This is a genomic window from Streptomyces sp. NPDC045287 (genome assembly GCF_056432325.1).
Map to the genome: position 1 here is coordinate 50,131 of NZ_JBWKJG010000023.1, position 22,640 is coordinate 72,770.

Annotated in this window: 20 protein-coding genes and 1 pseudogene; 9 read left to right on the forward strand and 12 right to left on the reverse strand. The window is 67.9% G+C overall.

The genetic code is table 11. The features are described 5' to 3' along the window. The first annotated feature begins 361 nt into the window (after positions 1–361). The gene (locus AC07D6_RS29230; protein ID WP_479049365.1) at positions 362–535 is read left to right on the forward strand and encodes a hypothetical protein; all 174 of its coding nucleotides are present in this window, start codon (positions 362–364) and stop codon (positions 533–535) included. Between the two features lie 118 nt (positions 536–653). Here the strand turns inward: AC07D6_RS29230 and AC07D6_RS29235 are convergent, their stop codons facing one another. The 5 genes from AC07D6_RS29235 to AC07D6_RS29255 all read right to left on the reverse strand — a co-directional run bounded on the left by AC07D6_RS29235 (position 654) and on the right by AC07D6_RS29255 (position 6,109). Then, positions 654–1,067 carry a hypothetical protein gene (locus AC07D6_RS29235; RefSeq protein ID WP_479049367.1) on the reverse strand — a complete coding sequence of 138 codons (414 nt, stop codon included), beginning with the start codon at positions 1,065–1,067 and terminating at the stop codon, positions 654–656. Positions 1,068–1,119: 52 nt separating this feature from the next. Continuing rightward, entirely contained in the window at positions 1,120–1,797 is a 678-nt protein-coding gene (locus AC07D6_RS29240) for a hypothetical protein (protein WP_479049369.1), read from the reverse strand. Between the two features lie 924 nt (positions 1,798–2,721). Beyond that, on the reverse strand, positions 2,722–3,201 hold the full coding sequence (locus AC07D6_RS29245) for an OsmC family protein (protein WP_479049371.1): 480 nt from the start codon (positions 3,199–3,201) through the stop codon (positions 2,722–2,724). 1,132 nt (positions 3,202–4,333) lie between these two features. Beyond that, the gene (locus tag AC07D6_RS29250; protein WP_479049373.1) at positions 4,334–4,552 is read right to left on the reverse strand and encodes a hypothetical protein; all 219 of its coding nucleotides are present in this window, start codon (positions 4,550–4,552) and stop codon (positions 4,334–4,336) included. Between the two features lie 693 nt (positions 4,553–5,245). Further along, complete coding sequence (locus AC07D6_RS29255) at positions 5,246–6,109, reverse strand: SDR family NAD(P)-dependent oxidoreductase (RefSeq protein ID WP_479049375.1); 864 nt, start codon at positions 6,107–6,109, stop codon at positions 5,246–5,248. A 143-nt stretch (positions 6,110–6,252) separates the two neighbouring features. On the opposite strand from AC07D6_RS29255, the gene AC07D6_RS29260 reads away from it, so the two are divergent. Continuing rightward, positions 6,253–7,161: a LysR family transcriptional regulator gene (locus tag AC07D6_RS29260; RefSeq protein WP_479049377.1), complete on the forward strand. Its 909-nt coding sequence runs from the start codon at positions 6,253–6,255 to the stop codon at positions 7,159–7,161. Between the two features lie 1,164 nt (positions 7,162–8,325). On the opposite strand, the gene AC07D6_RS29265 is transcribed toward AC07D6_RS29260, so the two are convergent. The 4 genes from AC07D6_RS29265 to AC07D6_RS29280 form a co-directional block, all read right to left on the reverse strand. Further along, the gene (locus AC07D6_RS29265; RefSeq protein WP_479049379.1) at positions 8,326–9,450 is read right to left on the reverse strand and encodes a ParB/RepB/Spo0J family partition protein; all 1,125 of its coding nucleotides are present in this window, start codon (positions 9,448–9,450) and stop codon (positions 8,326–8,328) included. Beyond that, positions 9,447–10,697 (reverse strand): ParA family protein, encoded by a 1,251-nt coding sequence (locus tag AC07D6_RS29270; RefSeq protein WP_479049381.1) that lies wholly within the window; start codon positions 10,695–10,697, stop codon positions 9,447–9,449. Before AC07D6_RS29270 ends, AC07D6_RS29265 begins: the two co-directional genes overlap by 4 nt. Before the next feature lie 1,077 nt (positions 10,698–11,774). Beyond that, on the reverse strand, positions 11,775–12,491 hold the full coding sequence (locus AC07D6_RS29275; RefSeq protein WP_479049383.1) for a hypothetical protein: 717 nt from the start codon (positions 12,489–12,491) through the stop codon (positions 11,775–11,777). Between the two features lie 299 nt (positions 12,492–12,790). Beyond that, a complete protein-coding gene (locus AC07D6_RS29280; RefSeq protein ID WP_479049385.1) occupies positions 12,791–13,219 on the reverse strand; it encodes a hypothetical protein in 429 nt (142 codons plus the stop codon). Positions 13,220–13,427: 208 nt separating this feature from the next. Between AC07D6_RS29280 and AC07D6_RS29285 the strand changes: the two genes are divergently transcribed. From AC07D6_RS29285 to AC07D6_RS29300, 4 genes are all read left to right on the forward strand, one after another. Continuing rightward, entirely contained in the window at positions 13,428–14,447 is a 1,020-nt protein-coding gene (locus AC07D6_RS29285) for an AraC-like ligand-binding domain-containing protein (protein ID WP_479049387.1), read from the forward strand. Positions 14,448–14,558: 111 nt separating this feature from the next. Next, on the forward strand, positions 14,559–15,056 hold the full coding sequence (locus AC07D6_RS29290; protein ID WP_479049389.1) for an SRPBCC family protein: 498 nt from the start codon (positions 14,559–14,561) through the stop codon (positions 15,054–15,056). Continuing rightward, positions 15,053–15,400 carry an ArsR/SmtB family transcription factor gene (locus AC07D6_RS29295; RefSeq protein WP_479049391.1) on the forward strand — a complete coding sequence of 116 codons (348 nt, stop codon included), beginning with the start codon at positions 15,053–15,055 and terminating at the stop codon, positions 15,398–15,400. Before AC07D6_RS29290 ends, AC07D6_RS29295 begins: the two co-directional genes overlap by 4 nt. Before the next feature lie 25 nt (positions 15,401–15,425). Then, complete coding sequence (locus tag AC07D6_RS29300; protein WP_479049393.1) at positions 15,426–16,196, forward strand: DUF899 family protein; 771 nt, start codon at positions 15,426–15,428, stop codon at positions 16,194–16,196. Positions 16,197–16,329: 133 nt separating this feature from the next. On the opposite strand, the gene AC07D6_RS29305 is transcribed toward AC07D6_RS29300, so the two are convergent. Then, the gene (locus AC07D6_RS29305; protein WP_479049395.1) at positions 16,330–16,455 is read right to left on the reverse strand and encodes a hypothetical protein; all 126 of its coding nucleotides are present in this window, start codon (positions 16,453–16,455) and stop codon (positions 16,330–16,332) included. Between the two features lie 230 nt (positions 16,456–16,685). Next, positions 16,686–17,336, reverse strand: a complete 651-nt coding sequence (locus AC07D6_RS29310; RefSeq protein ID WP_479049397.1) for an Lsr2 family DNA-binding protein — start codon at positions 17,334–17,336, stop codon at positions 16,686–16,688. Between the two features lie 1,347 nt (positions 17,337–18,683). Between AC07D6_RS29310 and AC07D6_RS29315 the strand changes: the two genes are divergently transcribed. Further along, a complete protein-coding gene (locus AC07D6_RS29315; RefSeq protein WP_479049398.1) occupies positions 18,684–18,869 on the forward strand; it encodes a hypothetical protein in 186 nt (61 codons plus the stop codon). Positions 18,870–18,994: 125 nt separating this feature from the next. On the opposite strand, the pseudogene AC07D6_RS29320 reads toward AC07D6_RS29315, so the two are convergent. After that, positions 18,995–20,232, reverse strand: a pseudogene (locus AC07D6_RS29320) (IS701 family transposase). Between the two features lie 254 nt (positions 20,233–20,486). Here AC07D6_RS29320 and AC07D6_RS29325 point away from each other — a divergent pair. Both AC07D6_RS29325 and AC07D6_RS29330 read left to right on the forward strand, forming a co-directional pair. After that, positions 20,487–21,035, forward strand: a complete 549-nt coding sequence (locus AC07D6_RS29325) for a hypothetical protein (RefSeq protein WP_479049400.1) — start codon at positions 20,487–20,489, stop codon at positions 21,033–21,035. 943 nt (positions 21,036–21,978) lie between these two features. Continuing rightward, positions 21,979–22,398: a hypothetical protein gene (locus AC07D6_RS29330; RefSeq protein ID WP_479049402.1), complete on the forward strand. Its 420-nt coding sequence runs from the start codon at positions 21,979–21,981 to the stop codon at positions 22,396–22,398. Positions 22,399–22,640 lie beyond the last annotated feature (242 nt).

Genomic DNA, 22,640 nt, shown 5'->3' on the forward strand with positions numbered 1-22,640 from the left:
TCCCGCCCCGCAGGGTGACTCCGAAGGGCCGACCTTCATCTCTCGCACAGCACCATTTCCAGAAGCTGTCCTACTACCAACTCCCTTTCATGTTCAGGACACAAGACCACGAAGATCCCCCTCGCAGCCGACGACCGCTGCCGACCACCGGCCCCCTACCTGACCATCGGCCAAGCAGGCAAGCTCCGGCCTTCACTGAGGTGATGACACGCCTGTACGTCCGGACGGCCCCGTACCGAGCCCAATATGGTCCTGGCCGACGAGGCGCTCTCCTCCCGCGAGATCCGAAACCACCTGCATAGACGCGGCGTCTGCGCGGTGATCCCAAAACGAGCCGACCAGCAGGCCAACCGGCAGCGGCGTGGGCAGGCCGACGGCCTTCGACCGGGAGGCGTACAGGCAGCGCAACACCGTCGAGCCGTGCGTCAACCACTTCAAGCAGGGGCGCGGCATCGCCACCCGCTACGAGAAGACCGCCACCATCTACCTGGCAGGGCTCCACATCGCAGGCATCTTCCTCTGGCCCGCCCGATAATCCAGACGAAACCGCCTGGTCCACATCGGAGTGAGGGGTCGGCCTCGAGCAGCTATAGTGGCGAGCAGAACCTCATAACTCAGGCACAGGGGCTCCGCCGTGGCGGAGCCCCTGTTTTTTAAGCGACCTTCAGGCTTGGCCTGCCTTCGGCAGGAGGAACGGCCGTATAGGCCGGCAGGTTCAGATTGGGCAGCTCACGGGCTTTGATCTGCTGGATTGCGTGCCGGAAGGCGGCTTCCAGGTCCTCTGGCGTCTCGTACTTCGCCGCGAAGGGGTGGAGACGATAGCTGTTGCCCTGGCGCGCTTCGTTCTGGGGACGCAGCACGATGTTCAGCTTGCCGAGTGCGGCGATGTGGTTGCTGACAGCTTGCGGTGTGATGCGCAGTTCCTCGGCCATGTCCTTCTGCCGGACGGGCAGCTCGCCTCCGAAGTCGGACCGGTGGATGAGGTACTGGAGGAACTTGACGGCTGCTCCAGAGATGGGCAGCGCCCAGATGCGCTCGCTGACGATCGGTGACATGACCTGGGCCATCAGATCATCCCTCTTTCTCGCGAAGTAAGCACGTCAACCCTTTCGTGCACTATCACCCGATTCGCTTCTTTCTACCGTAGGGCTGCTCTCCGAAGTCGAACTCCTCCTGCAACGGCTTCTCCGGCCCGACACCGTAGGGGAAGGCTTCCATGTTGTGGTCATGGGCGGCGGAGATCTGCTCGAGCACCTCGCGCTGGGCGTCGCTGTTGCCGGAGAACCACAGCCGGGCATTCACCCGGATCTTCCCGTTGCCCGCCCGCTCCAACCAGTGGTATTCGCACAGGGCCTTGATCGCCCGGTTCACCGTGGAGCGGGTGATCAGCTTGCCACCCTTCTCGCGTGCGACGGCGTTGAGGCCGTCGGTGATCTCCTGCTGGGTGTACTGGGTGACGCCCGTGCCCCGGATCTGTCCACCGACGACGTAGAGGAAGACACACAGCTGCGACTTCGTGACGGAGTTGGCGATGACCAGCTGGGCCAGGAACTGGGTGAACCAGTTGCTTGCCAGGCTGTAGCCGCGGTTGCCGGCCATGTCGTGAACGGCGCGGCCGTCCGACTCGAACTCGAGCTCCACCTTCTTCAGCCGGCGGCGCCCTCGAGGGTCCGCTACAGCGGCTACTTCACCGAGCTGCTCCCCCAGGACACCGAGGATGTCGTTGAACGGGTCTTCGTCTGGAGCACCAGCCAGCGGGCGCGGCTTCGGTGCGCGGCCGGGCGGGTCTGATGTCACTTGACCTCCTCAATCACTCAGGCGATCAGGACACTACCGCAAAACTCAAGCGCCACTTGTGTTTTGTCGCGTAGGCGCGCCCGTCGGTACAGCTTCGATCACCCCACCGCTCCAGGCGCGCAGAAAATCCATTCTGCATGGAGTTTTAGAGGGTCGCAGGCATCAGAACTCCACTGGCTATTGAGTTTCCGTGTCGCGATGACAGCACATCTCCGCCCTCGGCGCGGGCGTCGACCCGCCAGTGCAGCGCCCCCTTTCACCGCTGCCACCTGCTAAGACATCGAGCCTATCGAGCTACGCGGGAAGTCAACACCTGCTGGAGTTTCATAGGGGAACGTGACGGCTACAGCGACAAATTCGAACCTAAAATGTGCGCTCAAGAGCACTGTGCTACAGAAAGTTCCCTGGTCAGGCATGGTGTCCTCGGCGGCGCTTCTTACCAAAGAGCAACCACGCCCCCAGTGCCCTCACCATGCAGGTCTCGGTCAGGCAACCGACCACGGCTCCCCCACCAACGGCTCCCCCACCAGCAGGCGGCCTCACCCTCAATCTCCCCCAGCCACCCACCGACCTCTGCCACAGGACACCAAACCCCCTTGTCGAAGCAGGTAACTCCTACCTCCACCACCGGTGCGAGGCGCCCGGCGACTTCTTCAGCAAGTCCACATCCCCGTTGCTCCCCGGCGCGCACCACATCCACCACAGCGATACGGATTCGCGCCGGGGAGCAACGGGGGCAGCGGGGTCCAGGGGCCGGCGAAGGCCCCTGGTACCCGCGGGCTCAGCCCTCAATGAGCACGGACACGGACAAGAGCGACGAAAGCTGCACGAAAAATGGCAGGCTGCGACCACTGCTCTACGAAAGCCCAGGGAAGGGGCGCCGGGCAGTTTGCTCCTGGAAGCCGAGTGCTGCCGGAGCCCTGCTCAGCCCTCCTGGACACGGATTACGGGTGTGTGGGTGATGGGGAAGTTCACCGAGCGGGCGATGAAGCACACCGCAGGTACGTCGCCGTGCAGCGAGCGCGCCTTCTCCACCATCGACACGTCGGCGACTGTCACCTCAGGGCTCAAGACGACTTCGGTGATCTGGCCTCCCCCACCGTTCTCATCCATGGTCATGACTCCATGGGCGTGGTCCTCGTAGTCGGTGACGGTGACCCCGCTGTCGGCGCAGAGGTGGAGGTACCAGAGCATGTGGCACTGGGCGACGGAAGCCACGAGCAACTCCTCGGGATTCCATCGCCCTGCATCACCCCGGAATGCGGGATCCGAGGAGGCTGCGATCCCGACCTTGCCGTCCGCCAGCACCTCGTGGTCCCGGCTGAAGGATCGGTAGCTGTCCGTTCCCGATCCGAGGTTGCCCGTCCATTCGACCGTGACATCGTAGGTATGCGTTGTCGTCATGAGCCAGAGCTTAGAAGGCGCCAGGGGCGGTATGGCGCTGCATTTTCACCACGCCGATGCCGCTGCACGGAAGTGCACGCAACGGTGTCAATCCGTCGGGCGGTCCGCCCAGGTGGAGGTCTCCTACTCAGGCGGCACAGTGGGAAGGTCTGTTCGCCGGCCGGTTCGCTTCGTGCACCGTACGGACTGCATCGGCTCGTCCCGGTCTGTGTAACAGTCCATGGCGGCGCGGGCATGGTCGACCGCCGCAGGGAAAGCGCCCCTGAGGTAGCACAGTCACTCGACTGAGATCGAGAACCTCCATGCCCACGCGGTACTTCCCCAAGGCCCACAGCGCCGTCAGATCGATCGCCTCCCGAGGCGCGGCTTCCGGCTCCCAGTCGCCGTGCTTGAGTACCGCCTTCGATGGTGCAAGCATCTGCTCGGGTATCGCGGCCTGCTGGTGTGCGTCGGCGTCGTACGCCCGGCCGCGTACGGCAGTGACGGCTCGCGGCTTCTCGCGTACCACCGTGCCGGATAGGACAGCACGGTTGTGGCGCAGCGGGACACGGAGGACACCCCAGTCCCCCAGATTTCGCTCTGGGAGCCGGGGCGCAGCCAGGGCCTCGGGACTGCTGCCGGGAGATGCCTTCCCCTCAGCCAGCTGGCGCCGGGAAGGTACGAGGACGAACCTGCGAAGCCTGCGCCTCACAGCGTGAAGAGCACCGAGTTCCAGGACTGACCAGGTCCTGAGCACTCTGGTCTTCGCTCGACATCCGCGAACAGGGCTGCGGTCCCACCAGCAGAGGCGGGACCGCAGCCATATCCAGCGAGAACGCCCAGGCTGGGTGAGTCGACCAGCGGGACAGCCTGGCGTTCTCCGTGCTTGTAGAGCAGATCCGGCGTCTTGTTGAACTCGTCGGCCGGCATCTTGCGAATCGGGGAGCGCGTCGCGTCGATGCCGTCCTTGCAGGGGAGGACCAGGGGCTGCCGACTCCCTCCCCCAGTCATAGCCTTGATCGGGTCGGCCTGACCGGGAACGCCTGGCGCGGCATGCAGCGCATCGTCTGGTGACGCATCGGCAGCCACCGCGTCCTCAACGTGCCCTGCCGGACACCGCGGGAGGCCGGTGTCCGGCAGGGCACGGGGTGGTTCAGGTGGCAGAGGCCGTGGCCGGGGGCGGTTCCGTGAGGCAGTCGAGTCGCTCGTACAGGGCGCGGACGATCTGGGCGCGCTCCTGGGCGCAGCGGACGGTGCCCTCGCGTGGGGTGGCGAGAGGCTGGTCGGCGTCGTCCAGGACGTATTCGGCGAGGGCGCGGGCGGCACTGCGGGCTGGAACACGGCTACCTGGGCATCGGCGGACGGTAGCCACGTCGGGCGCGGTGCCGGAACGCCTGGAGGCGACGCAAGCGCGTCAGTTTGCTATGGCGTGCACACCGGTGGACTTCCTCGCCGCCTCCGCTGTCCAGAGGTATCCCTCCCGCTCTAGGGGGTGAAGGAAGAACCGTCCTTTGCCCGCGACGTAAGCACCCCGGGTGGTCCATGGTCCGACTCCCTTGACCGAAAGGAGAAAGCCATGGCTTCCACAAGCAGGGAATCAACCGCCCCGACATGTAGGGCCTCGAGGTCGGACGGGCGACCGCCTGCTCCGACGCGGTCGCTGCTGGCGGTGATGCCCACCTGAAGCGTCGGGCCGCGTTCGCCATCGCCCTCACCTCCAACGAGGTACACGCCTTCCGAACCGATCCCGAATGAGATGACGCCGATGTTGTGCGGGCCGTCGAGGACCTGGAGGAGGCCGAGCTTCGATGCGCCCTGGTCCGGGGTGTCTAGGGGGTGGGGGAGCAGCGGGCGGCGAGCATCGTGCGGAAGGCGTCGACGGCGGTTTGGTCCTCGGGGGTGAGGGTGCCAGGGCCGGTGCCGTAGCGGCGGAAGGGGCGATGGCTCATCGGGCGGCCTCCTGGGCGGCGTCGTAGGCGTCCAGTGTGGAAGACGAGACGTCGGGAGGTGGGCCGCGGACACCGGGCGTCCCTCGCCGGTGTCCGCGGCCCACCTCCGCGGGTGCCTAGAGGGCAGCCAGGATTTTCTTCGTCCAGACCGGCACGGTGGCCTTCACCTCAGGGGTGATGAAACCGAGCAGGGTGTCGTCCGGCACTCCGGCCGAGCCGATGACCACGCCGGTGCGTCCGTCGAGTGCGGTGTCGGTGGCGGCGACGAGCGGGGCGCGCACGGCGACGGCCACCGGCGTCGAGACATCCTGGCGGATCTGCTCCCAGTGCGGGCGCGCGGCAGGCGGAAGGATGTCGATGGTCATCTGCGCCGCGTTATCGGTGGCGGCGGGCCCGGGGTCGGCAGCGAACACGGAGATCATGCTGTCCTTGAGGAGCTCGGCCAGCTCCATGGTGTGAGTGAGGTGTGCCAGCTTGGCACGCCCGGTGGCGGCCATGCCGTAGTACGGTCCGGGCGCCTCGACATCGTCGAAGACCGGCTGGGCCGCCACTATCGCGCCGGAGGTGATGTTCACGATTCGGCTGGGCGCACCGGTGGAGAGGGCGTCCAAGAGGGCCTCGGTGAAGACGTAGGGCGAGAGGTGGTTCAGAGCAACGCTCCCCTCGATGCCCTCGGGGCTCTCCCAGCGCTCGGTCCACATACCGCCTACGTTGTTGACCAGTAGGTTGACGGGGCCCTCGGTGGCCAATCGCTGGCCGAGCGCCCGGGTCACGGACACGTTCGACAGGTCCGCGCTGACGAAGCGTCCCGCGCTGCGGCCGGCTGCGGCGTCGATGCGTGCCACGGCCGTCTCGCCTCGCGATCGGTCCCGGCCGATGACGGTGACGTGCCAGCCCTGCGCTGCCAGTCCCACCGCCGTTTGCAGGCCGATCCCCGCGGTGCCGCCGGTCACCACCGCTGTACGGGCATGCGCTGTCATGGGTCGTTCTCCTTATTCCTGGCTGCGACGGGATGGGGCCCCGTCCTTTCCTCCAGGCAACCGCCAGCTGGCCGATCATGGAAGTTCCGATCGGGCATGGGGCTGTGCCGACCCGGCATACGCGCTCGTGAGACCCTGTGTGGATGGGAGAGGTCGAGATTCGGCAGGTCGCTTATTTCGTTGCGGTGGCCGAGGAGTTGAACTTCACCCGGGCGGCACAGCGACTCAACATGACACAGCCCGCCCTGTCCCGCGCCGTGAAGGCGATGGAGAAAAGCGCGGGAGGTCCGCTGCTGGTGCGCACCCCCCAGGGCCTGTCCCTCACCCCGGCGGGCGAGGTTCTGCTCGCCGAGGGCAGAGAACTGCTGGCCCGGTCCGAGCGTCTCCTGGCCCGGGTTCGGCGGGCGATGCGTCCGCATGCCCCGCTCACGGTCACCAGTCCTGGATGCGACGCCTCCCTACTCGATCTGCTCGTCAGGTCCTACAACAACACCAGTCCGGATCACCCCGCCCAGGCATCCGTGGGGACGCTGCACGATCAGTTCCAGCGCCTCCTGGACGGCCGGGCCGACATCGCACTGTGGCGAGGCGTCCCGCCCGTCGAGGACCTGCACGGGCTCGTGGTCCGCTACGAGCACGTCTGCGTCCTGGCCGGCGCCGGGCACCGGCTCGCCCGACAGCACACCGTGACGGTCGCCGACCTGGTTGACGAGCGGATCGTCCAGTGGGTCAGAGCAGGTCCTGCCGACCCGCTGAGCGATCCGCGGCTGTGGCCCGACGGTCTGCCCGGTGCACCGGGTCCCCGCATCAGCGACGGGCTTCAGATGCTGGCCGTCGTCCGGCTCGGCCACGCTCTTGCCCTCACCGTCGCTCCCGAGAACGGCACCGTGGCTCCCGAGGGCACGGTGAGCATTCCGCTGCGCGACGGTCCTCGCCTGCCACTGCGCCTGCTCTGGTCACGGAGCGGCGACACTCCAGACGTCCGCCGCTTCGCACGGAACGCAGCGAGTGTCTTGCAGGGGCGGGAAGAGGACCATGCCCAAGTGGCATGAAGGCAGATGACGTGGCCTGTGCCGAGCTGCCAGCTGTGGGTACCGAACGCAGCCGCGAGCCAGTGGCGGGCTTCAGATCGCAGCCCGTCAGGCCGGGCCCCGGCACCAGGCTGTACAGCGGGGCGTCCGTGTAGTGCTCGGCCGTGGCCAGGGAATCCTCGCCGCTTGCGAGGATCGCCTTCTCCAGGCCGTAGACCAGCTTGAGGGTGTCCTGGTCGTCCGCCGCCGGCATTGTCCGGCCGGGGCCAGTGGCTTTCTCCAGGATCTTGTCGACGGCCCGGGCCACCAGGACCACGGCCGCGTCGGCGTGGCGGGCCAGGAGTCGGTGGGCGCGGGTGGTGTGGGCGTCGCGCGGCAGGAGTCCGGTGGGCGGATCCCTCTGGCTGGCGGCGAGGCGGCGGTGGAGCGCGGCGATGGTCACCAGGAGGGCGCACTGCCCGGTCCGGGCCCGAACACGCGGGGTGGAGGACATACTGAGGGGGTCCCTCTCGTCTCGTACGGGATGGAGTGGGCCTGGGCCAGCCGACGACGCCGGCAAGCATGGGCGGTTATCCCGGGCGGTTCAGCGGCCGGCCCGCTGGCGGGCGTCGGCCAGGATCCGGGCGGCATCGGGATGGGCGCGGACGGCCTCGCTCAGCGCGTCCCACCAGATCGCGGCAGCGCTCGCGCTCCCGCAGCTCCTTCAGCTTCTGCTCGATGCGACGGCTGCCGGTGCGAGCAGCTACTTGGGCGTCTCGGTCTGCTGGTGTGTTTCGGTCTTCCTTTCGCGGATCTGGCCCTCTGGGGGTATGAGCAGGCTCTCGGCGCTGAGCAGCCAGGGGCTGTCGGGTTCGCGAGCTCCGGTGTTGTGCCGACACGGGCAGCGGGGGCGGCACCTGGGTCTGCGCGGAATGCTTGTAGGGGGAGAGCTGACCAGGGAGAGCTGCCGCAGGGATGGAGGCGCTCTTTGCCTGTTCTACCCCGGTAGTCGCAGGTCGGGGTGAAGCACAGGCCGATCTGGCTCATCATCGGCCGGCAGGAGCTTGAGGCTCCGGTATCAGACTGCGGGCCCTGCTGAGCTACGCGCGAGATGCGCGAGTTCAGCAGGGCCCGCAGCGGCAGGGACAGAGTGTGGCATCGGGAGGCCGGGCATGACCCTGCCTGGTTAAGCGGACGCGTCGGGGTTTATGTCTCATTCGCCAGCAGGTCAGCGACTTGCCTCAGCACTGCTGCGAGTTCCGCTCGGTCCGCAGGGAGAAGCCCGTACCCCAGGTGGGTGGCCACTTCTTCCACGCCGCTGGTGATCTGGAAGTAGCGCTGGATGAACGAGCTTCGCTGCGCCGGGTCGAGCTGGGTGTACGCCAGGTCCATGGCCGCGGAGCCGTTGTCCCACTGCCCCGCCGGCGGGGTGTCGGAGGGGGGCGGCTCGGTGCGCTGTTCCGGGAGGATCTCGTGAGGCTGGTCGCCGGGATCGGCTTGGGCTGACCTATTACGCCGTGATAGGTCAGCCGCCTCTGTGGTCGTGATGGCTTCGCCGTCGGGGTTCGGCTGCTGCGGTTCGGCCTTATCACGGCGTGATAGGTCTGGCGGCGGTGATGTCTTCTTCTTGGCGGTTGCGGCGCGTTCGTCTGCCTTGCGCCGCTGTTCCTCGGCTGACAGCTTGGAGAGGTTGCGGACCTGCTCGATCGTGCGTCGGCCGGCGATGAGGTCGGCTTGGAGTTCGGGGGTGAGCTCGAGGATGGAGAGCTTCGACGAGATGGTCGACTGCCCGATACCGAGCCGCTTGGCAGCCTTGTTCTGCGACCCGTAGAACTTCACCAGCCGCTGCAGCGCGTGGGCTTGCTCGAGGAGGTTCATGTCGTCGCGGTGGACGTTGGCGACGAAGGCCGCTTCGAGGAGTGACTCGTCTGTGGAGACCAGGGCGTTGTCGACGCTGACGCGGATTGTCGCGGCGCCGGCGAGGCGTGCGGCTGCGAGTCGACGGTGGCCGTCGACGACGATGTAGCGTGCGCCTTCGTCGAGGTCGTCGGCCCGGTTGGGGCGTTCGGCGAGGTAAGCGTCGCGGGTGGCGACGGTGATGGCGTTGACGAGCCCGATCTCGCGGATGCTGTCGGCCAGTCCTTCGAGGTCCCGAAGTTCGTTGCGGGGGTTGTCGGGGTTCTGGCTGATCGCGTCGAGGGGGAGCTCGGTGGGATCGGGAACGCCTGCCGTGGGGGCTACGGTCACGGCCCCGATCGCGGCGCGGCGGGCGCTGATGGGGCGTGCTTGGGCGAACGACGCTCCGGCTCCGAGGTTTTTGGCCTTGCTCACTTACTGATCTCCCGGGCGAGGGCGCGGAGGGCGACGGACTGCTCGCAACGCGGCGCGTAGGCGAGGAGGGGCAGCTTGGCGCGCACGGCCTCTTTCTGTTCCTTGAGGTCTCCGATGACGCCGACGACCCGCGGATCCTTTATGTCCATCCAGGACTGGAGGGAGGAGGTGGCGATGAAACCACGGCGGGCGTCGTAGTGGTTGACGACGAGGCCGAGGTAGTCGATGTCCAGGGCGAGGTCGTTGCGCATGTCCTCGATCTGGGAGGTGAGGAGTCCGTAGGCGTCGGCGCTGCTGTCTTCGGCTTGGACGACGATGAGGGCGCCGGAGTTTCCGGGGACTTCGCCGGGGCGGCGGCGTCCGTAGTAGGAGGCGGCGTCCATGCTGAGGCCGAGGCTGGGCGGGCAGTCGATGAGGATGACGTCGTAGTCGCTCTCCACGGCGGAGAGCGCTCGTTCGAGGGCAGCTTCGCGGGCGCGGACGGATGCGAGGCGGACGTCTAGGAGGAAGGCGTCGGTGCAGGCGGGCAACAGGTGCAGGCGCCCGCCGAAGCGGTCGTCGTCGATAGGGACGATGAGCTGCCGGAGGTCGCCCTTGGCGTCGCCGGCCATGTGGTTGGTGAGGGAGTCTCCGCCCATCGGGAGGGGCTCTTGACCAAGTTGCTTGGTGAGGTGCCCCTGGGGGTCGAAGTCGACGAGCAGGACTCGCTGTCCGAGGCCGGGCAGGTCTTCCAGGGTGAGGGGGTCGGTGCCGCTGTCGGGTTGCTCCTGCAGCAGGGCGGCGAAGTGCTTGGAGACCCGGACCGGCACGAGGACGCTGGGGTCCTCGGCGAGCGCTTCACCGGTGCCGGCGGTGATGGCCGTTTTGCCGACGCCGCCCTTCTGGTTGCAGACGATGATGCGGCGCACGATCGCCGGGCGCTTCACTGCGGGTGCGGGGTGAGTGTCCAGCCAGACCTGTACGGACTGGGCGAGGCCCTGGATCAGGGACACCCCGCGGTTCTTGCAGTCGGCGCGGAAGCCTGCCCATACCTCCTCGGGAAGGAAGGTAGCGAAAGACTCGGCACCGGAGGTGTCGATGGGGGAGAGGTTGGCACCCAGACCCCGCCATGCCGTGATACCGGCTTCGACAGCGTCCTGCATGTCGATGTGGTGCTGGACGGCACGGATCTTGAGTTCTTGGCGGAGCCAGGACGGCAGCTTGGAGACGACCTTCTCCCGGTCGCCTCTCGTGTCAGGAGACGTCATAGCCCGTCACTCTACTAACGTTAGATGCTGATTGCAGCAGCGACACGTTAGCTTGCTTGCTCTCCAAGGGGTTGCGTATCACGGCGTGATAGCCCAGTGCTCCTCCCGGGCCTAACGACGGGACCATCCCGAGGACATCCGTACCTATCACGGCGTGATAGGTCGATGCTCGCCCTCCCGGGCTTGAGAACGCTCGCCCGTACGATGCGTCCGACAGCTATCACGGCGTGATAAGTCGATACCCGCTCCCCGGTCCCGAGTGAGGATGGCCTCTCTCAAGAGCGAGAGGGCTGACAGTTCCTACCGGGGCGTGCGTCGCCAAGTCCAGGGGAGGCGGGGAGGGGTTCTGGAGATGTTCACTGATGGAACCACCCGGCTGTTGATCAGAAAACAGCGGTGACGTGCCCTTGGCGTTGGCCATGGAGCCGCGGGCAGACACCTGCCCGATCCTGCCGGAGCAGACCTGCGTCGTTGTTACTCACCCGCCCGCAAAAGACGGCCCTTGGTCCGGGACGTTGCGTGGGGACGAGCCGTTCCAGGTCGGCCATCAGCCGGGTTCGGTCACGGTGTGGGCCAACGGTGGTTGCTTCCCTCTCAGTCACCTGGCGGGTAAGACGATCGATCGGGTCGACTGGCAGCGCCCTGCCCGGGACTCGGATTCCTGAACGCGGCTCCGAGCCGCAACCGATCACGTGCCAACCGATTTCACGACGCGCGGCGAGGGCTCGGAGCACTTCAATCCGGTAGCTGCCGTGACACCCCTCAACCTGACAGTCACCTGAGAATCGGATCCCTTTCAACAGGCCGGTCGCTCATGACGCCAGTCAGACCGCGCCGTCGTGTGCTGGCCACCCCCTGTCGTCGGCGGCCGGCCATAGCTCTTTCGCTGCGAGGGGAGTTGCCCCGGTGAACGCAGGGACGTCGTGGTAGCGGTAGGACTGGTCGGCATACCCTCCGTCCACTGCCAGCCGTGCGGAGGCGTACCTGCGGACCAGGCGGTGGCCGGCGTGATCGAAGCGGGCCATCCCGTCGTGCACGTCACCGCCCCGGCGGCCCGGCAGTTACGGGCGGCCCGACTCACGGCACGGGGACGCCGTAGCGGATGCCGTAGCGCTCCTCCAGCTGCCGCAGACGTTCCGGGAGGACCGCGCGGAGCCGCTCTACCTCCGCGGAGTGGGCGTCCAGGAAGGCGGTGCGGCGCTGCTCGCGCAGTTCCTCGCGGACCGCCTCCACCGGCGCCATGCACTGGGCGTACACCGCGCCGAGCCGCCGGTCCTCGTGCGCAGCGGCGGACGGATCGCCGTCCAGGGCGTGCAGTCGGGAGTCCACGAGGCCGAAGAAGGCGTCCTCGTCCGTGGCGGCCACCCCGTGGGCGGGAAGACACGTACGCAGTCCTTCGAGGGCGCGGCGCACCGCGGGGTCCCGGTCCAGTGCGTCCACGGTGTTCCACCACCGCGCCTGCAGCGGGACGAACAGCTTCTTGACCGCCAGGATCTCGGCGCGTGCCGTGTCCGCGTCGCACGGTGCGGCGGTCGCCCTCGGTGTCACGGGCGGGCGGGGCACGGGTGTACTGCTGAAGCCGTGGGCCCGTACGTGGACCAGATCGGGAAGGGCCATCCGCCGTACGAACATCGGCGGCGGTCCGTCCGCCGCGTCCTCCCCTCGACCGCAGGCCCGAGCCTGGACGTCCTGGGCCAGTTCGAGAAAGCCGTCGAGGCCCTGGGTGAGACGGGTTTCGGCGCCGGTGCTCGGGAAGACCATCGGGACGATGTCGCGCGGTTTGGTGTAGCTCACTTTCGGGGGCGCGGTGGTGTCGGGAGACCGGCCCTCCGCGGGACTCGGGACGGAACGGGGGCCAGAGCCGGAGGGGGAGGGGGAGCAGGCAGCGGTGCTCGCGGCACACAGGACGGCGGTCACGGCGAGCAGCACGCGCCTCATCCTCGGCAGCTTCCTCGGCAACCGGGCGGTGTGGCGATGAACGGGCACACGGTTCTCCGGTGGGGTGTACGCGGTGGGTGCCGTACCGTCCGCCGCGGCGCTGCGGAAGCGCGGGGCGAACGGCACGGCCTGAACGGGTCCTTGGGGGAACCGGGTTAGTGGGCGACCGTCACCGAGTCCCCGCCGTCGTAGTAGCTGCCGACACCCATCGGGGTGCCGGCGGCCACGTCCGACAGCAGGACCTTCCACGGGCTGTGGCTGCCGTCGCTGGCCCAGATGTAGCCGCGGCTGCCGCCCTTCCAGCCGCTGGAGGTCTTGTAGAACCCCCGGTAGCTGTCACCGTAGGACGACTGCGCGTCGTTCGACCAGGTGAGGTTCAGGTCGTTGCAGCTGCTGCTGCCGGACTTGTTCACCGTGGTGCTCACCTTCTGGTACCCGGTGGTGAGGCTCTTGGTGGCGCACGCCAGCGCCCCGACGGAGCCGGTGCCCTCGGTGGGAGCGGCGGCGGTGGCCGTCGGCACCATGACGGCGCCGCCCAGGACGAGGGCCATCACCGTGGCGGCGACATTGCGGCGAATCGACATGTCAGCTCCATTTCCAGCCGGGCCGGGATCCCCCCGTTGGGGTACCTACGAATCGGCCCGCGCTGTCGGATACGGGAACGACCTTGCCCGCGCGACCCCGCATGGGTCATGAGGACGAGACGCACTGTTATTGGCCGAGAGCGCACTTTTGCGACACACGCGTACCGGGACAAGGTGGTAGGAGGTCGATCAGCACACGGGGGCGTGGATGCTGTTGACGGTGTTCGACACGTCCGGATTGCCGGAAGAGGACCGGGCCGACGCGTGGTGGGAGGTCACGGCGCTGGCGCTGGTGACGACGCGCTTCCGCCTCGTCGAGCCGGAGAGCTTCGGAGCCCGCATCGAGGCGATGTCGCTGGGGGCGGCACAGCTGTCGACGCTGTCGTACAGCGCGCTGTTCTCGCAACGTACGCCGCGGCTCATCCGCCAGTCCGACCCGGAGCAGTACCAGCTGGCCCTGGCCACCCTCGGGAGACAGGGCATCGAACAAGCGCGGAACAACGTGCTGCTCCACCCCGGAGACATGGTGCTGTACGACAGCTCCCGGCCCTTCGACGCCTTCGCCGGGACCACGCGGGGCAGGGCCGAGTCGCTGGTGTTCCAGTTCCCGAAGAAGCTGCTGCCGCTACCGGCACACCGCGTGGAGCGCCTGCTCGCGACGCCGCTGTCCGCGGGCGGGGGAACCGGGCGACTGCTCGCACGGTTCCTGACCGGGCTGGCGCAGGAGCACGCCACGATCCGGCCCTACGACATGGTGCGGCTCGGGAGCATCGGCGTCGACCTGGTGGCGGCGCTCGCCGGGCACCTCGACGACGACGGGGACTGGACCGGCGCGGCCCGTCCGCAGGTGCTGTTCCTGCGGATCAGCGCCTTCATCCAGGAATACCTCGGACATCCGCTCACCCCGGCCGCCATCGCGTCGGCACACCAGATCTCGCTGCGGTACCTGCAACGCATCTTCCAGGAACAGGGAACCACCGTGAGCGACTTCATCAAGCAGCAGCGCATCGACCGTTGCCGCCGGGACCTGGCGGACCCCGCCCTGCGGGACGTCCCGGTACACGCCATCGGTGCCCGCTGGGGATTCCCGCGTCCCGCCGACTTCGGCCACGCCTTCCGCAGGGCGGTCGGCATGCCACCCGGCCGGTACCGTGCGACCCACTGCCCGCCGCCGGCCGCGATCCCGCACCACGACCCACCACAAGATCAATTATCGGACAGGCTTTAGGGCGACGCTCGACGGCGCACCGTATCTGCAACCGTGGGGTTGCAGCCATGCCCCCGATGTGCAAGCCTTGGGTTGCAGATTGATGTGCGGGAACGTCCGCGGGAGGAAGCCATGAACGACACCACCTACACCGACGCCGAACTCGCCGAGCTCGACCGGATCACCCGGCAGATCGACATCGACGCCCCAGCCGAGCGAGTCTGGGAGCTGATCGTGCGCCCCGGCTGGTATGTCAACGACGGTGCCGTCGAGACCGACCCTGACCTCCGCTACGAGGACGATGTGGCCGTGGTGCGCTATCCGACGCTGGGCGAGTTCCGGTTCCGGACGGTGGAACTGGACAAGCCGCGTTACGCAGCGTTCCGCTGGATCGCCACCCCGTTCCGGGACGAGTCGGCGCCCTCGACCCTGGTCGAGTTCTGGATCGACGAGCGAAACGGCGGCGGGGTGACTCTGCGCGTCGTCGAGAGCGGGTTCTCCTACCTCGCCGACGACTCGGCCGCGTGGCTGAAGGAGCGCGAGGGCAACGACAAGGGGTGGCTCGTCGAGCTGGAAGCCGCGAAGGTGTTCATCGAGAAGTCCGCACCGGTCGCGACGGTGCGACCGTGACCGTCCCTCTCCCCGTCGTGTGCGCCGCGCTCGGCGACCCGACGCGCTGGGAGATCCTCACCCGGCTCGGTGAGGGCCCGATGTCGGCGTCCGCGCTGGCCAGGGTGCTGCCGGTGAGCCGCCAGGCGATCGGCAAGCACCTGGAGGTGCTGCGCGAGGTCGGGTTGGTCGAGTCCAAGCAGCGCGGGCGCGAGGTCGTCTACCTCGCCGTCGGCGCTCGGCTCGGCGCGCTGGCCCGAGAACTCGACCGAATCGGCCGCTCCTGGGAGACCCGCCTGCTGCGGATCAAGGAACTGGCAGAGCGCCCCGGCCCGGCAGCCTCCCAAGCCCCGGAAGCCGACTGATGACTTACGACGATGGGACACGATCGTGACCGAGTACGACAGCAGGACGACAAACCCTAACCGCGCGCCAGCGCTGCCGCCGGTGGCAGACCGGGCCATCTTTCAGGCCGAACTGGACAAGTTGCGGGTCCGCGAGAAAGCGCACACCCGGGAAGGCGACGCGATCGCCGCGGCCCGGCGCCGGCTGCCCATGGTCGAGGTGACAGCCGACCTCGAACTGACCGGGCCCGACGGGCCAATCACCCTGCTCGACGCGTTCAAAGGGCGCCAGCAGCTCATCGCTTACTACTTCATGTGGCATGACGGCCACGATGCGGCCGGGCAGTGCGAGGGCTGCACATGGGTCACCACCCAGGTTCAGGAGCTGTCCTACCTGCACTCCCGCGACATCACCTACGCGGTCTTCTGCCAGGGCCCGTACGAGGAAAGCCGCCGCTACCGAGACTTCATGGGCTGGGAGGTGCCGTGGTACTCGGCCCTCCCGTCGCAGGACGAGCTCCTGGTCGGCCGCCACGTCGGCATGATGCACTTGGTCTGCTACCTGCGCGACGGCGACCGCGTCTACGAGACGTACTGGACGACGCTGCGCGGCGTGGAGGCGATGGACTACAGCTACGCGCTCATGGACCTCACCGTGTACGGGCGCCAGGAACTCTGGGAGAACTCGCCCCCCGGCTGGCCGCGTGCCCAGGGCACACCCGCCGACCACGTCCGTCTGCGGAGCAACGGACGTCCCATCCCCCAGTGGTCCCGCATCGAGGCCGGGCGATTCGACGACCTCACGCCGCGGCCGTGACAGCCCAGCGGCTTGTTCACCGGGCACCGCCAAGAGCCGACTTGGTCCAGAAAAGACCGACGGAGTACCGGCTCCGCGGGATTTCGCGAACTCACCGCTCCCTGCCAGCACCATCCACGCCTTACCGGCCGTCTCAGAAGCCATGGGTGATCGCCGAGAACGCAAACCTCGCCGCGGCCCCGGTCCAGTCGATCGGAAGGTCCAGCAGGACCGCGGTCACCGCGAGCGTCACGGCCATGACCAGGTGGTAGACCGCCACGTGAGCGATCAGCGGCCGCCGGAAGTCCTTGACCTCGCCGTATCAGCGCCCGGCTCCGGGCGTCCCTTGGCCGCATCAGGGTGAGCAACTCGTGGGCGAGGTACGGGTCGGCGGTGTGGCAGGCCCAGGTGGTCTCGTCGGGGGGCGAGGAGATTACCCGGAAGCGGACGGTCAGGCCGTCGTCACCGGGGACGGGCAGCTCGTCGAGGATCAGGGGGATCGCGGTCACGTCAGCCTGCCTTCCGGGCCGGGGCGACCGTGTGGGCGGCGGCGTAGGCGTCCAGGACGATCTTGCTCGGCAGGCCCCGGTCGGCGACCTGATAGCCGTGGACGCGTGCCCAGGTCCGGATCCCGGCGAGCTCGTCCCGGCTGTAGGTTCCGCTCGTACCGGTGCGGATCAGGGCGGGCGTAACGGCAGCCGTGGTGGTGCGGGTGCCGGCCTTCACGGCGCGCAACTCCTGCTCGGCCTGCTCCAGTGCCGCCCGGGCCTTGGCCACGCGGACCTCCGCCTCGCGCTGCGCAGCCTCGCTCTCGCGGCGCTCGGACAGCTCGGCGAGGTCGGCGATGATACGAGCGGCGCGCTTGCGGACCGAGACGGTCGGGTGCGCGGACGCCCAGTCGAGTAGCTCTTGGAGCGAGTCGGAGCCCGGGATCGGAATGACGGGTACGTCGATCACCGGGGCGACCGAGGCGGTATCCGTGCGGGGGATGTCGAGGACCTGGTCGGTGATGAGGTCGCTCAGCTCCCTCTCGCTCAGGCCGGTGGCTTCGCGGATGGCCTGCTCGCTGGCGCCGTCTGTGTGCATCGACAGCGCGACGGCCTCGTGCACCGGCCGGACCGGACCGGTGGCGGCGGTGCTGGTGACGGGATTCGTCGTCATGGTGGGCGCGTCTCCGGTTTCCGGTAGGAGTGGGAAGAGGTCGGTGAGGGTGTCGGGGCCGGCGGGCGTCCAAGGGCGCCCAGCGGGTAGATGAGGTCGTCCTTTCACGGGCGCGGCGGGCGACGGTCCGGGCTGCGGCGGCCTGGTCGGCGCCGCTGGTGGTACTCAGGGGCAGCGCCCCGGCGCGGGCGCTCTCGTCGACGTCGGTGAACACGTCCGGCCTCCTACGCGGCGTCGACGGTGTTGTTGGTGGTCTGGCGAGGGCGCTTCTGCGCAAGCAGGAGAAGCACTCGGTTGCGGTGCTGCTCGGGCGTGAGCGGCCGGGCCCGGGGGCTGTGACGGTGCCACAGCGGCTAGGCCGGTGGTTCGGGGTAGGCGAGGATGTGCTCGACATCGTGCTGAGTGCTCATGGGTGCCTCCAGATGGAGGGGAGAGTCAGACGTGGTCGACGCGGCCGGGCCGCCGGGGCGGACCGGAGACGAATCGGGTCTCGCCGGGGTGCTCGCGTTCCAGTTCTCCGCGCACGCCTTGTGCACGGGTTCGCCGGCGTGGGACCTCAGCGGAGTGGTCTTCGGGCACAGCACGCACCGCGAGGGCCAGGCGAAGTGGGCCCCGTCGTGCCAGCCCAGGAGCCGGACCGGCACGATGGGTTGCTCGGGCGGGGTGGGCGGCGGGTGCTCAGGGCCGGAAGACCGGGAGTCGGTCGAAAACGCGCTCCACGAGCTCTGGCGCCGGCTTTCCAGGGACCGAGCTGTCCGGTCGCGGGGATCGGCAGGGCGAGCTCCTGGACATCCATGAGCTCGAGATGCCACAACCCCGGAAGCACCCACGGCATGCAGGGGGCCACACCCTTGGGGTTTGGCAGCAGGCGGTGATGCGGGCGATGCCGAGGACGGCGCCGGTCACCAGCTCGCAGCCGCGCACCGTGCGGGCGACGAGCGGGTCGCGCCGCGCGCGCCGGTCGACGCTCTGGCCCGCGTGGAGGAGGTACCAGCCCAGCCGCCAGGGGCGGGGCCGGTTCTCGATCGTCTTGTGCCCAGTCAGGATCGCGGCCGCCAGGATTGCTTGATGGTGATGCCCCGGATCCAGTCGCCCTCGGGCACACCAGTGGACACGTCGATGGAGTGGTTCATGCGGCTCGCCCCCACGTGTTCGTGCCCGGACGGCTGGCACGGCGGCCGTTGACGGACGGCACGCGGACGTGCACGGGGGTGGCGAGGACCGCGCGGCCGGTGTGCTTGCCCTCGTACAGGGTCCGGCACGCTGCAGTGCGGAGAGGTCTCGGGCGCCGAGCGTGTCGGGGGTGGCTACGTCGACCGTACGGCCGTCGTCGAGGACGACCGGCGCGTGGAGCATCCGCACCAGCTGCTCCAGGCGCTGCTCGCGACGAGCGCGGGGCAGGCGCAGGACGACGGCGAACTCGTCGCCGCCGAGGCGGCCGACGGCGACGCCGCGGCCGGCCCAGGCGGTGAGGCGGGCGGCGGCCCCGCGAGAACGGAGCTCCCGGCCTCGTGCCGGCCGGACAAGCTGTAGAGGAACGATGTAAAGCGAGGCGGTTCTGCTCAGCGATCAGACGGGGCCGCCGGCCCGGTTCAGGATGGCGGCCATCTCGTCCTCGGTAAGCGCTGGGTTAGTACTCCAGCTGTAGATCGTGATCTTCATGTCTGGGATGCGGCTTGCAGCCGGTAATGGCTGGTGCGTGATCGCTTCTGATGGCGGCGTCGCCAGTGGGACCAGCCGAGTCGGTGGGCCACGTCGTGGAGAGGCTGGACGACGACCGTGATGAACAGGCGCTGGATCTCGTTGCAGGATAGCGGGACCAGGACAGTCGGCCCGGGATGGCGGGGGTGTTCGTCGGCTCTGGCGACGGCAAGGAAGGCATGGGCGAGCATCACCAGGGTGACCCAGCGGGTCCAGGAGGGGTAACGGCGGACCTGGTGCTCATCGAGTCCCGCCAGCCCCTTCCCGGCTTGGAAGGTCTCCTCCACACGCCACCTGGAGCCGGCGACCTTGACCAGGGTAGCTAGTGGCACTGACTCGGTAGAATGGCAGCGGTAGTAGGCGAGTTCGCCGGTGGCTCGGTTGCGGCGGATCAGTAGCTGCGTCTGCCCGGCGCTGACTCGGCAAGGTCGATGACCGCCCAGTCATAGAACCGCTCTCCCTTCGCGCCGCGTCCGGCCGAGAACTTCTGCCAGGCCCGCTTCGGCACCCTGTGGGCCAGGGCATCGGCGCGGAACGTGCCCGCACCGGTGGTCACTCCGGCCGAACCGGCCACCGCGAGGACATAGCCCATGCGGCGTTCCTCCAGAGCAGCCCGCAGTTTCGGGTTGCCGCCATAGACCTCGTCACCCGTGACCCAGCCCACGCGGTGTCTGGTGTCCAGGAACCGTTCGATCATCGCGCGGGCCAGTTCCGGCTTGGTCGCGAAGACGACGTCCTCGTTGAGTCCGGCTGCGCGGCAGCGATCGGGGTCGGAGGTCCAGGAGCACGGGATGTACAGCTCCCGGTCCACCGCTGCGTGCCCGCGTGCGGCGGCGTAGACGAGATAGACGGCGACCTGGGAGTTCTCGATCCGCCCGGCGGTACCGGTGTACTGGCGCTGGACGCCAACAGTGTGGATGCCCTTCTTCACGTCGCCGGTCTCGTCGACGACCAGCACCGCTGCATCGTCGCGGAGGTGCTCGACGACGTATTCGCGGACATCGTCGCGAACGGCATCCGCGTTCCAGGACGCCCGGCACAGCAGGTGCTGCATGCCATGCGGGGTTGCCTCGCCGGCCCACTCCGCGATCGTCCAGCAGTTCTTGCGCGGCAGGTCCGACAGTAGACCCAGCACCAACCGTCTAGCCCGCAGCCGTGGTTCGTACCGGGCGAACCGGCCCGCGATCCGGCCCATGGCCGCCTCGAACGCTTCCCGCCATCGGGCGGGATCTATGCTGTGACCTGCGGCCACCATCTCATCGTCAGTCCACACAACTCACGATGATCAACGGTGGCCACACCCGTCTCCGCACCCGCCCCACCGGCAAGATCACGGTTCTACTAGTGGCCAATACGGCAGGGGCGAGTCCGCGCTCCTGACCTCATCAGGGTGATGGGCCCCCGGGCGCACCACCCTCCCCCGCACAAGAACTGACGGAAAGGCACGACATGCTCCCGATGGGCCAGATCCGGGCGCTCCTGCTGGAGCACGACGACCCCCGTCACCTGGAACGCCCCGCGGATTTCGACCTGGGCACTTCGCGGGAATGTTTCGCCCGGCTGGTGAGCGCCCTGAAGGAACGCTTCGGGCCGTCCTGCTCAAGGGGCCTGGCTCAGGACGCCAGTTTCTACGGTGTCATCAATGTCCCAGCGGACGCGACGGGCCTTGGCCGGCCTCTGCGTATCGCGATGAGCAACTTCGGCGGCTACTTCGTCACTGCGGAATCGGTGGTCGGTGAGGATGTCCCCAGCGGCGAGGCGGGTCTTCCCCAGGCGCTCGTGACGTGGCTCGACGGCGTCTGTACAGCGGCGGGGTGCATCTTCGTCCCGGCCGATCTGCTCCGTGAGCCGTACGACGGGCCGTCGGTACTGGAGGCGCACCGAGACGAGGAACTGGTCGCGGCGCTCGTAGCCGCGGGCGAAATGGACGAAGACGAGGACGATGAGGAGGAGGTGGGAAAGGCGTACTGGCACGACCGGTACTTCGAGTACATGTGAGACATCTGCGGCTCCGACAGTCACCGGCGATGCTGCCTGTGGCAGCGTTCGCGCTCGCTTCGTCTACGTCCTGACGGGCAGGGAGGACGGCTTCGCGTACAGCCCCGTAGAGAGCGCCCTGAAGTCGAACCCGGTCCCCGCGCCGCTGGCGGGCCACGATCGAGCGGACCTAGACCTGCTGGTTCGGCACGGCTCTTTGGCCCCGCGAACCGGCCCGCAATCTGTCCTATCAGCCCATGGCCACACCCGTCTCCGCATCAGCCCCACTTGCAAGATCACGATCTACAGCTGGAGTATTAGCGCCCACGCTGGCGGCCAATTCGGGGACATGAAGCGCCTCACGGGGCGGGAGGCGCGGGTCGGCGGCCACCGCCTGATGTGTCCAGACCGCGGGGTCAAGGCCCCTGCTCCTGGTCCAGAAACAGCTTTGGCCCCGCCGGGAAGGCGGGGCCAAAGCGCGTGACGAGGAGCGGTGCGAGGACGATGCTGTTACTTCATCCGCCTCCAAGTAGAAAAGAGCCAGTGGCCCGTGTGTCCTAGCGCCGCCAGAGTAAAGAGCACGAAAAGGGCAAGCTGCACAAGCTCAAGGAATCCCTGATCATGCGGGTTGCTGAGTGCTATGACGCCGATCAGCACCCATACGCTCCAGGTCTTCCACACAGGCCACTTCTCGTCTGCTCTCATCTAGAAGCGTCCTCTCCAGTGCCTGTAGGTGTATCGCGGCCAGTACCTCGGGGTGAAGGAGTTGTAGGCGTAGGCCAGTCCGTTCCAGGCGAAGCGCTTTGTGTGCCGATACACATTGCGTCCGTACCAAGCGGTGTCACTGACCAGGGACGGCCTGCGCTGGACATGGCGCTGGGCCACACGACGTCGCTAGAGTTCTGCGTTCACGGGGGCCGAGTTCCAACCCGGCCCCCGGTACACCGCCACCCACGAAGGAATCATGAAGTTCGCCACTTCCACGGACGCGGACATGGAAATCTTCCTGTCCGTTGTTGGCAAGCATCTAGGCGCAATAGGCGCCGAAGGAATGATCGATCTCTACACAGATGAGCCGATCGAGGATCCCGAGCCTCAACGAGTCTTCCTCGAGATGAGGCAGGAGGTTCAGACGCAGCATCAAGGCAAGGGCGACCACCTCATGGGAGTGCCGCTTGACTTCTCCTTCCAGACTGACGTGCGCCGCTTCACTCTGCTTGGGCACCGCACCATCGGCTGTGAGGCGTACATCGACGAGAAGCTGGTCTTCACCTCCATCGAGAACGAGCGCATCGTCTGGCTCGACATCTCAGCCACAGAGGCGTCAGCGCTGGAAGAAGCTGCACATGCGGCAGGTGCTCGCAGCCTACGCCGCCTGCCCTGACTGCTCCTTCCCCCTTCACCAGTCACTCCTGCACTGGCAGTAAGGGGCCCGTAAGAAGGAGTTAGCACTCCACTCAGCTCCTCCAAGCGGGCAGTTCAACGGTAAGCGGTCTTAATGGCGCGGCGGCCCTTTCTGGGACACCGCGCCGAGTGGCGGAGGCGGTCATCGGCTCCTCCACAGCGAAACAGTGCAGCCCTGGAACCAGACTGAACTGGTACCAGGGCTGCGCTATATACCTCGCG

Coding starts and splice junctions, on each gene's coding strand:
- AC07D6_RS29235 (WP_479049367.1), bottom strand. CDS start 1,067: ATGGCCCAGGTCATGTCACCGATCGTCAGCGAGCGCATCTGGGCGCTG.
- AC07D6_RS29245 (WP_479049371.1), bottom strand. CDS start 3,201: ATGACGACAACGCATACCTACGATGTCACGGTCGAATGGACGGGCAAC.
- AC07D6_RS29255 (WP_479049375.1), bottom strand. CDS start 6,109: ATGACAGCGCATGCCCGTACAGCGGTGGTGACCGGCGGCACCGCGGGG.
- AC07D6_RS29260 (WP_479049377.1), top strand. CDS start 6,253: ATGGGAGAGGTCGAGATTCGGCAGGTCGCTTATTTCGTTGCGGTGGCC.
- AC07D6_RS29270 (WP_479049381.1), bottom strand. CDS start 10,697: ATGACGTCTCCTGACACGAGAGGCGACCGGGAGAAGGTCGTCTCCAAG.
- AC07D6_RS29280 (WP_479049385.1), bottom strand. CDS start 13,219: ATGTCGATTCGCCGCAATGTCGCCGCCACGGTGATGGCCCTCGTCCTG.
- AC07D6_RS29285 (WP_479049387.1), top strand. CDS start 13,428: ATGCTGTTGACGGTGTTCGACACGTCCGGATTGCCGGAAGAGGACCGG.
- AC07D6_RS29290 (WP_479049389.1), top strand. CDS start 14,559: ATGAACGACACCACCTACACCGACGCCGAACTCGCCGAGCTCGACCGG.
- AC07D6_RS29310 (WP_479049397.1), bottom strand. CDS start 17,336: ATGACGACGAATCCCGTCACCAGCACCGCCGCCACCGGTCCGGTCCGG.
- AC07D6_RS29325 (WP_479049400.1), top strand. CDS start 20,487: ATGCTCCCGATGGGCCAGATCCGGGCGCTCCTGCTGGAGCACGACGAC.
- AC07D6_RS29330 (WP_479049402.1), top strand. CDS start 21,979: ATGAAGTTCGCCACTTCCACGGACGCGGACATGGAAATCTTCCTGTCC.